This is a genomic window from Lactobacillus sp. PV012 (assembly GCF_014522325.1).
In the GTDB taxonomy this organism is placed as follows: Bacteria; Bacillota; Bacilli; order Lactobacillales; family Lactobacillaceae; genus Lactobacillus.
The window spans coordinates 1,246,570-1,257,472 of the sequence record NZ_CP041983.1 but is presented as its reverse complement, the minus strand read 5'-3'; the positions used below and the strand labels follow the sequence as shown (position 1 = coordinate 1,257,472).

8 protein-coding genes are annotated in these 10,903 nt (G+C 34.6%); 4 read left to right on the top strand and 4 right to left on the bottom strand.

What is annotated here, in order from left to right; all coding sequences use genetic code 11:
* The first annotated feature begins 213 nt into the window (after positions 1-213).
* Positions 214-1,680, top strand: a complete 1,467-nt coding sequence (locus FP433_RS06220; protein ID WP_265484034.1) for an MFS transporter — start codon at positions 214-216, stop codon at positions 1,678-1,680.
* Positions 1,681-1,756: 76 nt separating this feature from the next.
* Here FP433_RS06220 and FP433_RS06215 read toward each other — a convergent pair whose 3' ends face one another.
* Genes FP433_RS06215 through FP433_RS06205 form a run of 3 tightly spaced genes read right to left on the bottom strand, consistent with a single transcriptional unit; the run spans position 1,757 to position 6,227 of the window.
* Complete coding sequence (locus FP433_RS06215) at positions 1,757-3,181, bottom strand: C69 family dipeptidase (RefSeq protein WP_265484035.1); 1,425 nt, start codon at positions 3,179-3,181, stop codon at positions 1,757-1,759.
* A 33-nt stretch (positions 3,182-3,214) separates the two neighbouring features.
* A complete protein-coding gene (locus FP433_RS06210) occupies positions 3,215-4,546 on the bottom strand; it encodes a C1 family peptidase (RefSeq protein WP_265484036.1) in 1,332 nt (443 codons plus the stop codon).
* A 40-nt stretch (positions 4,547-4,586) separates the two neighbouring features.
* Positions 4,587-6,227 (bottom strand): APC family permease, encoded by a 1,641-nt coding sequence (locus FP433_RS06205; protein WP_265484037.1) that lies wholly within the window; start codon positions 6,225-6,227, stop codon positions 4,587-4,589.
* Positions 6,228-6,729: 502 nt separating this feature from the next.
* Here FP433_RS06205 and FP433_RS06200 point away from each other — a divergent pair.
* Positions 6,730-8,040: an APC family permease gene (locus tag FP433_RS06200; RefSeq protein WP_265487262.1), complete on the top strand. Its 1,311-nt coding sequence runs from the start codon at positions 6,730-6,732 to the stop codon at positions 8,038-8,040.
* A 42-nt stretch (positions 8,041-8,082) separates the two neighbouring features.
* On the opposite strand, the gene FP433_RS06195 is transcribed toward FP433_RS06200, so the two are convergent.
* On the bottom strand, positions 8,083-9,288 hold the full coding sequence (locus tag FP433_RS06195; RefSeq protein WP_265486603.1) for a multidrug efflux MFS transporter: 1,206 nt from the start codon (positions 9,286-9,288) through the stop codon (positions 8,083-8,085).
* Between the two features lie 224 nt (positions 9,289-9,512).
* Between FP433_RS06195 and FP433_RS06190 the strand changes: the two genes are divergently transcribed.
* Together FP433_RS06190 and FP433_RS06185 are read left to right on the top strand one after the other, a co-directional pair.
* Complete coding sequence (locus tag FP433_RS06190) at positions 9,513-9,923, top strand: hypothetical protein (RefSeq protein ID WP_265484043.1); 411 nt, start codon at positions 9,513-9,515, stop codon at positions 9,921-9,923.
* Positions 9,924-9,991: 68 nt separating this feature from the next.
* A complete protein-coding gene (locus FP433_RS06185; RefSeq protein ID WP_265486602.1) occupies positions 9,992-10,858 on the top strand; it encodes an aldo/keto reductase in 867 nt (288 codons plus the stop codon).
* The last annotated feature ends 45 nt before the right edge of the window (positions 10,859-10,903 follow it).

Here is a 10,903-nt window from a genome sequence, read left to right as displayed (position 1 = left end):
TAATTAAGTGAAATTAAATTTTTGAATAGATTTAGTTTGAGATTAAATAGATTAAAAATTTAAAACAAGCTAATTAATAAAGCTAAAAAACCAAGGCTAGAGGCCTTGGTTTTTTATTGCAAAAATAGGTAGATTTTGAATGATTTTTTGGTTAAAGTAAGAGAGGATTAATTTTTGGATAATAAGTAAGGAATGTAAGTAATTGTGAATGTAATGAATAAAAAACAGATTACGATGGTAACTGTGGCGTTAATGCTAGGTAATGTAATGGCAGGACTTGATGGAACAATTATCAATACAGCAATTCCAGCAATTGTGTCAGCCCTCCATGGAATCCAGTTTATGGGCTGGATTGTAGCAATCTTTCTATTAGGAATGTCGATTTCAATCCCAATTTGGACCAAAATAGGAGAGAAAATTACTAATAAGTTAGCTTTTGAAATTTCCCTAGTATTGTTTGTAGTAGGGTCAGCTTTAGAGGGGATTGCACCAAATATTTATTTCTTTTTAGCAGCGCGTTTGCTCATGGGAATTGGAGCAGGAGGTATGGGATCATTACCTTATATCATTGTTGGGTTTGTTTTCCCTAATATTAAAAAGCGAACTCAAGTCTTAGGATATTTAACTGCTAGCTTTAATGGGGCAGCAATTATGGGTCCATTAATTGGTGGTTGGTTAATAGATGCGTTTTCTTGGCATTGGATTTTTTATATTAATATTCCAATTGGCCTTTTAGCAATCATCATTAGTTTGATCTTTTACAAGCCAGTTACGCCAAAAGCAACGCCAGTTTTTGATATTCGGGGAGCTTTGTTCTTAGTAGCAGGATTACTAACCTTTTTGATGGGAATTCAGCTTTTGGGTCTGGCCTCTAATACTCTAGTAATCGGATTAATTGTAATTAGCTTGATAATTTTAGGAATGTTCTTTTACTTTGAAGGAAAAGCTAAGAATCCAATTATTCCGCTAACTATCTTTAAAAATAAGGCGTTAAATGGAGATTTTCTACTTTTTGCTTTTACTTGGGGAGCATTTATTGCTGTTAATACTTATTTACCAATGTGGGCGCAAGCTTTACTTGGAATGTCAGCGCTAGCTGGAGGAATGACTTTGATTCCAAATTCAATTTTTGAAATTGGAGCTTCCCAAACAGTAGCCTCAATTCAAGAGCATTTGCGCACTTTCACATTAGTAATGATTGGAATTATTACGATGATGATCTCAGTGGTGGGACTACTTTTTTCCAAAGTTACTACACCACTTTGGAGTTTAGTGGTTATTGGAACTTTTTCAGGAATCGGTGTGGGTTTTATTTTCGTAGCTTTACAGGTAAAGGTTCAAATCGATGCTGGAAGGAAAGAGATGGCGACAGCTACCTCCACTTCATATTTAATTCGAATTTTAGCGCAAACTTTAATGGCCGCTGTTTATGGGGTAATAATGAATTTGGCTCTAGAACGTGGAGTGGCGCAGCACCATCATATTACGATGGGAATGTTAAATGAATTAAGTGATGCTAAGACAGCCCGTGCTTTGCCACAAAATCTATTACCATTAATGAGAAGAATTTTTCATGGTGGAATTCACGAAATTATGGTTGTATCGTTTATCTTGTTAATCATTGCAACTATCTTTAATTTTTACTTTAACTTTAAAGTAAATAATTTAAAAAATAAATAAGATAAGAAAAAAGGCGTATGCGAGGAGAAGCATACGCCTTTTATGGGAATTTATTAGAGGTAAGAATAATTTAAGTTTAGTTTTGTAATCTGTCAGTATTAATAGAGAATGACAGACGAGATAAGTGCATCTCCTTATCAACTAACTTACCAACTGTTTCATGTGCAAGATTTAAGACTTTGGTTGCATTTTGCTCATTTGCTTGAGTCAAAAATTGAGTAAGTTTTTGACCTGAAAGAGTAGAAGCAGCAGCATCTGTATCATGGACAAGTTGATCTGTTAATTGATCAGCTGTAGGTAAAAATCCACCTAAGCCAATTAAAAGAGACTTCATTTCATTATAACTTGGCTGAATGAGTGCAGCGAGTGTTCTAGATAACCAATAAGCATTTTGACTATCATAGGTTAAACTAGTGGAATTGTAGGCACTAGCTGTATCATTTGCATTGGAATAGAATGGTACGTATGGATTAAAAGCAGTTGGAGCAGAATTAAACCAAGCAATACCAGCATATTCTTCAGGGACATCACTACGGATTTCAAGAATGTGAGACTCAGCGCAACGAGCCATAGAGATAGGACGGAACTTTGTTCGATCATCTTTTGGCGTATTAACAGCCAACGGATCATACTGGGTTTCGTTATAATGAGAACTTAACACATAAGCTACATCTTCACGCTTGAGCTTACGATTTGGTTTAAAACTGAAATCTAAATCATTACTATCAGGTGCAATAGCAAAGTGACCTAGGTAATTTTGTCCAAACCAAACGCGAGGAGTATTGTAAACACGGTCGCGAGCATTAGAAGTGCCGAAAATACGACGGAAGTTAAAAGTATCAGGATCAGGATTTAAGTGATTCTTTTTAACAAATTCTTGAATACCATCAGCCCAAAGAAAGCGACTTGAATCATCAAAGTCAATTTCTTGTTGAGAGACTTGATTGGCAATAACGGCAGCTTTATCATCAGCTAATTTGCTAGCAACCCAATAATGTCCGGTAGGAATTTCCATGTACCAAACTTCATCTTTATCGCTAAAAATAATACCGTTTCCTTCATGAGAACCATATTTAGCAATTAGTTTGCCCAGATATTCGACACCTTCACGTGCTGAGTGAATAAAGGGTAAAACAATACTTAATAAAGCATCTTCACCAATACCAGTTGCTACTAAAGGATCAAGAGCTAATACTTGGGGATTACCATAAATACTTTCAGTAGCACTCATAGCAACATTAGCACTATTGATACCACATTCACCAAATTGACCATGTTTTTTGTAATTAACAAAAGGAGCCATTTGGTATCGAAGGGCATGCGTAGGAAGAGGAATATCTGCACCACTTACGTAAGAGTGAAAAGTTTGTTTTTCATTCTTAGCGGGAACTACAACCCATTTTACTGGGACATCAGGACGTTCAGCATCACAATTTCTTGCAATCATTGTTGAATTATTGATACTGGCACGCTTTCCTACAATGACTGTTGTACAGCCCATTTAATCATCTCTTTCTAATCGTTAGCTCAATCTTTAGATTGGGTTCATTGCGTTCCAGTAAGGAAGCACAATAGGTTCTTCTTCATAAGCCTTAAGTTGGTGGCTAGTTAAGTACTTCTTGTTAACAACTGTTTCATAAGTGTAGTTTTCCATCCAGTCGTTACTCATAATGAAGTAACCTTTGTGACCAACTTTAGTACCCCAAGAGTTTTGGATCTTCCAGTTAACTGGTTTGTCATTACGCATATCAACACCTGAAATAAGCATTGCGTGAGTTGGTAAACTTTCGCCATAGTCAAAACGTAAAGTCTTGTCATGACCTAAAGTAGAACCAAATGAACGTTCCCAGTCATAAACATCAGTAATTAATGCACCAGTAGGGTTGTTCCATTCTTGTAATACATCACAACCAAACCAAACAGGTTCGTCATCTTTTAATTGTTCGATAACCATTTTTTCCATTTCGTGCATTGAAACATTAAGGTAACGGTTTTCAATACCATCAACCATGTTCTTAGAAGATTCAATGCCGTAAACTTGATCATACTTGTAGCCGTGACCTGGAAGGTTCATGATTTCAACGTAGTCTTCTAAGTTAATGTTGACAAATTTCTTGAAGAATTCCATTGGAGTAACTTCACCAGTGGTGTGGAATTCATTATCTTTATCTCTGTAAGAATAAGTGAATTTTTCTGGAGGAGTACCTAAAGAAATAGCTACAATCTTGTAGTTTTCTGAATTCATTTGACGTAAAACGCTAGCAATTTTTTCGTCAGAAGCATCTGCATTAGCTAAATCTCTTAATTTCATAGCATCTTTTTGTAACTTACGGTTAAACATAAAGTCTAACTCTTGAGTGTTAGCACTAACAGCAGTTTCACCCATAGCAGACATTGGAACGATACCGTATTTTTCAATTAAGCTTACTAATAGGCTCCAGTCACCACCATCTTGTTGAGGGGTCTTTAATAACCATCTAACTTTGCGGTCAGACATTGGCTTATCAGCAGTCTTTAAAATGTTGTGGTAGAAGTAGTTAGCTTTTTCCAATTTGTCGTAAAAGAATAAGTAAGAAGTGGAAAGTTTCATATCCTTGATATGATATTCTTTTTCAATATGGTATCTAATAAAGTTCAATGCTGAAAACATCCAGCAACGACCAGACTTCTTTTGATTTAAAGGAGTATCTGAATCTACATCAATTGAAAATTCGAATGGGTGTTTTTCAATTGCACTTTGATTAGTAATTGACTTCTTAATACCATTTTGCATAACCGCATTTTGAGTATTACGGTATTTTTCTTCACCTAAGAAGTCAGTTCTCATAGTGTTTAAGTCTTCTGGATTTAAATTATCTTTTGTCATTTTGAATCTCTTTTCTTTAAATGAATCTAATCTAACCTAATTAATTATTAGGAATATCTGGTGTTTCAGAAGCTTTAATGACAGCTTCTGAAACTTGAGCATCAGGCTTATAAGGTCGCTTAATTGGCATCCCCATTGGGTTTTGGTCTTTTGACATCACCGTAGTAGGTACGTTTGAGGTTACCTTACCTGGTTTTTTAAGACCTTCAATTTCCCAAGTGAAAGGTGCAAATTTATTGTTAGGATCAACCCAGTTGTGGTGCTTAGAGAGTTGGTAAAGGATAAAGCAAATTCCTAAGACTACGGCAACCAAGATTAAAATTACTGAAACATAAACTATAGGTGATCCAACTTCTGATTTAACCTGTGTTGGAGGATAAATTGCTAATACAATCCCAAAAATTGATGAAATAATACCAATTCCACCGACAAGCCAAGCACCAAATTTTCCACCAGGGATCTTGAATGAACGAGGGCGGTTAGGCTGGTCGTAACGTAGCTTGATAAATGCAGTAAACATTAAAACATAGTAGAACAAGTATAAAACAGTAATTGTTTGAGTAAGTAAAATTACAAATCCTTCAACATTTGGAATTAATTTAACTAGGTAAGCAATTACAGTCATTCCAGCAATTTGAGTGTACATTAAACGTGATGGCATGTGGTGCTTATTTTTCTTTTGGAACCAGTGTGGTAAGAATCCACTACCACCAGCTTGTCCTAACATAAATGAAGGACCAGCCATGTTAGTAACAACCATCGCAATGGTGTTGCAAAGTAGGGCCCAAACTAAGACCATGTAAAGCCATGGCATTCCAATAGTAGAACCTAAAATTCTAAATACTGAATATAAAGTATAAAGAATGTTAATCTGCTTTTCTGGAATGATGATAGCAATAATTACAGTCCCAACAACGAAAATTAAGAACGCTAAAATAACTGAAATAAACATAGCTTTTGGAAATTCTTTTTCAGGATTACGTAGTTGCTTAATGTGAGCAGCATTCATATCAATTCCTGTATATGAGAAGAATACTCCGGCAGCTAGTGCTAGTGTTCCCATTCCATTCCACTTAGGAATTAATCCCTTTGGTGTAATTGGAATTACTGGTTGGTGGCCTTGAGCTACCCAAACGATAGCCAAGATAATCATTACAGCTAATGGAATTAGACTACCGATAATAACACCATATTTTGCTAAGTTAGCAAAAGCTTTAACACCCTTGGTAGCAAGGAATGTTAATAACCAGTAAAGGATGATGAAACCAGTCATAATTAAAACTTCGTGTTGTGGGTTTTGAGCAAATTTTACCGCTGCATCATAATTTGGTGTATAAAACATGATTGTTGCAGTAAAACTTGGCATCGCAATCCCGAAGTTTAGCATAGTTTCAAACCATAAAATTAGTAAACAAGTAAGTGCCCAGCCTTTTCCTAGTCCTTCACCTACCCAACGGAAAATACCTCCACGGTTACTCCAACCGGTAGCAAGTTCTGCAGCTACTAAAGCTGTTGGAATGAAGAAACAAATTGCACCGATTGCAAAATAAGTAATTGAAGCAAGTCCATAAAATGATTGTTGAACGTCATTTGCTAAACCTGCAACCATAGAGACATTCATCATGGTTAGGGCCAAAACAGAAATATAGACTTTCTTTTGTTTGGTCTTACTTTCAACCATAAATAAATTCAACTCCTTGTACTCAATCTAATATGAGGTACCTGAATATTATCTTGCGGATAGCCAAATGCACTAACTCTTGTTTATTAACTAAAAACTATAATTGAGTTGGAAAAATAAACTTTAATTCAAAGTTACTTAGTTTTCAAAATATAGTGTTTTAATGACTGAGTCACATAAAATAATTCCTACAAGTTTCTCATTGATTAGAAAATCCTATAGCTTAATCAGCAAAGAACTTCTTTGTTGATTCGGTTTTAACTCTAGAACAAATCTCATTTTTTTACAAAAATAAAGACTTGAAATTTACATGAAAAAGTGCATAGAAAAAATAACTTCTTATATTATGCCGTAAGAAAAAATATTTTACGCATCATTTTCTAGTAAGGCGTATCTTTTGCAATTTGTTTTTCAACTCTTTAAGCTAAGAGTGATAGAAATTAATTGAGAAAGAAGATGTAAGAATGGGAAAAAGTGGGGCGCCCGCAAAAAATTATCGTTTATTTCGATATTCTTTTTAGGAATTAACGGAATCATCGGATCAGGTGCTTTTTTACTGCCACAATATATTTACAATGACATGGACTTAATGAGTGTGGTAGTTCTTTTATGTGCTGCATTCACGATTAGCATGATTGCATTGTGTTATGCCGATTTATCAAGCCGTTTTACTGGTTCAGGAGCGGCGTGGCTGTATTCATATTTTGCATTTGGGAGATTTGCAGGGTATGAGTTAGGATTATTTACGTGGTTTTTGGGTTGTTGTACTTATGCAGCAGAAGTTGTAGCGTTTTTGACAACTTTAAGAAGTTTCGTGCCTGCTTATAGAAACGAAGCTATTTATATTTGGACAGCAATTGGATTGATTGTATTATTTTCAGTTATTAACTTTTATGGAAGAAAATTAGTTAAGTTTATTGATAATGCTTCAGCAGCTGCAAAGCTTTTTACAATTATCTTATTCATAGTTGTAGGTGCCTTCTTTATGCATTGGGCTAACTTTACACCAGTTATTCCTCATGCTGCAACTACAGGAGTAGGACCATTTTTTAAGCATTTTGGTGCTGCATTTAGTGAAGTATTCTACTTATTTACTGGTTTTTCATTTATTCCAATCGCAGCTAGACAAATGCAAAATCCGACCAAAAATATTCCCCGGGTTTTAATTGGAGTAATGATTTCGGTAACTATTCTTTATACACTAACTGTAATAGTAGGAATTGGTATTTTAGGATCAAAGATGGGTGCATATACTACTCCAATTGCGAATGCCTTCCAAAAAGCTGTTGGTGAATGGGGATATATTGTAATTATTGTGGGGATGCTCCTAAGTATTTTTGGGGTAGCATTTACTTGCTCATTTAATACCCCTTCTTTAATTTCTTCACTTTCTCATGAACATAATTTACCTCCTGAATGGGTAGGAAAAAAGAATAAATATGATGCTCCATGGGTAGCAATTATTATGACTGCTATTGTGACTGGAGGATTGATTACTCAATCATATATTTTCTTAGTCTCATGTATTGTACTTGCTTCATTTGTACAATATGTCCCTTCAATTTTTGCCGTTATTAAATTTAAACATACAGGTCAATATCCAAATAAAGGATTTAAATTACCTGGTGGATATATAATTCCTGTTTTGGCATTATTAGTATCTTGCTATTTAATCTTTAACTTTACTTGGAAAACAATTTTAGTAGGATTAGTTGTCGCAGTTGCTGCAGCTTTACTTTACCTATTTTCAGGACGAAAGAGAAAAGATCCTCATCCTGGGAAAGATATATCTGAAGAGCAAACTTCTAAATAATAAAAAATCATCTTCTTAATATTGCGAGAAGATGATTTTTTATTATGCTAAATTTTTAACTACATTAATTCTAAATAAAATTAAGTTTAATAAGACAATTCCTGCAGTAACAATAAATACCATGCTATAGCTAGATAAACCAGCAACTGTTGAACCAAGAAGGGGTCCCACAATATTTCCAATGTACATTGCACTTTGATTCCAGGAAAAGATACGTCCTGTAACTTGTGTTGGAGAATTTTTAGTTAAGAGAGTTTGTACTTGCGGAAATAGGCAAGCATCTGTAAAGCCAACTAAAAAGCGCAAAATTCCAAGTTGCCAAGTATTATGGACAAAAGCAGTGAGGAAGAAAAGAATGGTGGCACCAATAAATCCGCCGATAATGATTTTGTGAGTACCAATTCTATCACCCCAAGCTCCAAGTCTTGAAGCGGCTAAGAAAGTTGCAATCCCTGGCAACGCAGCAATTACTCCAGAAATAAAGACTACGTTTCCATGGTTGTGCATTAATTGTTCAACGTAGAGAGATACAATTGGATTAATTGAATTATTAGCAGCTTGAATGATTAAGGTGGTTAATAAGAGACCAAAAATCAACATTGGTGAGCGTAAGGCATGAATAACACCACTAGTTTTTTCAAGTTTCTTTTCAGTAATAGGTTTGAAATCATCTTCATGAACAAAAAATAATGATAAGAAAAATGCAATCAGCAGTAAAGCACCAGTGATAAAGAAGGTAATGCGATAACTAAAAGCAGAAGCAAGTGCACCACCAACAAATGGCCCGAGTAAGTTACCCGCTGTAAAGGAAGAGGCCATTGTCCCTAGTGCTTGACCTGATTTTTCTTTAGGAGTTTCTGTAGCAATTAAAGCATTTGAATTAGAAACAAATCCTGCGAAAAATCCTTGTGTCATTCTTAGGAAGAATAATTGCCAAACATTTGTAACTAGTCCCATGGCAGCTAAAACAATTGCCATTCCTAGTGAGGCTCGTAAGATCATTAACTTACGGCCTTTTTTGTCAGCAAGTTTTCCCCACCAAGGCGAGACGATTGCAGAGACAAAGTAAATGCCAGAAAAAACAAAACCTGACCAAAAGTTAAGTTGAGCATGAGTAAAATGCCCTAAGGTATTGATATAAAGTGGCAAGAAAGGCATAATTTCTGAAAATGCAATACCTGCAATAAAAACAGCAACTGAAAGAACTCGCAAGTTACGTTTCCAGATTGGTGCTTGTGATTTTGACATAAAATAAAACTTCCTTAATTAATAAGATAGTTTCTATTGTAGCACTTTGAGAAAGGTTGGTTTAGTAAGAAAAGATTGATATTATAGGATTATTGATAATATTTTTGGGAGAATGGGGAAAATAATCTTTCATATAATACAATGATATCCCTTTAAAAAATTATATAGTTAGAAAATATTATGTTGATTAAATTATTGAATTAATAAATAGGAAAGAAGGATTCATGAAAGCAAGAGAAGTTCTTACTACTTTAAAAATTGTATCAACCATTAGTTGGTTCTTAATTGGTAGCTATTTTACAATTCACTCTATCATTTTTTTGGCTTATTTGGGACATGATGCAAAAGCATCCGTAACATCTGAGTTATTATCGGGAATAATATTTTTAGTTCTGTTATGGGGTTGTCTACCAAATATGTGGACAAAATATATAAATGAATTTTTGGGATGGATGATTAGCCTAAGTCTACTTATAGTAGCGCTAATTTCTACCTTAGTTGTAATTAAGCAATCTCCATATTTTTTGGAATTACCAATAAAATCTGAAGTAATAATAGTAATTATCAGTTATTTCTTTTTCTGTATGAGAAAAATCCTTCCATACTTAAAAATTATGAAAGTTAATAAGAATTAAGTATTTCTCTTTTGAAACTAATCTTGCTAAACTAAAAGTGAAATTGATTATGAAAGGAAAAGAGATAGATGTCTATTTTTCACGATACTTATACTTTAAATAATGGAGTTAAAATTCCTCGTTTAGCATTAGGTGTATGGGAAATTCCCAATGATCAAACCCCTAAGGCTGTTGAAGAGGCTATTAAAATTGGTTACCGCCATATTGATACTGCGCAAGCTTATGGTAATGAAGAGGGTGTAGGTGAAGGTGTACGTAAGAGTGGAATTGGTCGGGATGAGATCTTTATCAACTCTAAAGTTGAGGCGGGCATTAAAAATTATAAAGATGCAAAGGCCTCAATTGATGAAACACTGCAAAAGATGAGAATGGATTACTTAGATATGATGATTATCCACAATCCTCAACCTTGGAATGAAGTAAATCAATCAAGTGATCGCCATTTTGAAGGTAACCTAGAAGCTTGGCGTGCCTTAGAAGATGCAATGAAAGAAGGAAAGTTGCGTGCAATTGGGGTTTCTTCATTTGAAAAAGAAGATTTAGATAATTTGATGGTTAATTCTTCTACTAAACCAATGGTTAACCAAATTCTTTGTCATATTGCAGCGACTCCGCTTGATTTGATCAAATACAGTCAAGATAATGATATTGTGGTTGAAAGTTTCTCACCAGTAGCTCATGGAGCAGCAATGAAAGATCCTGAAATTGTGAAGATGGCAGAAAAATATGGTGTTTCAGTACCACAATTGTGTATTCGCTATGATTGGCAATTGAATACAGTTGTACTTCCTAAATCTGCAAATCCAGAACATATGAAAGCCAACAGTGAAATTGATTTTGAAATTACGTCAGAAGATATGGATATCTTGAAAAAAATGAAGCCACTAGATTATGGGGATGCAAGTATTTTCCCAGTCTTTGGTGGTAAAATGTAGCTTATTTATAAACATGAAAAAAGCCTATCAGTAATGATAGACTTT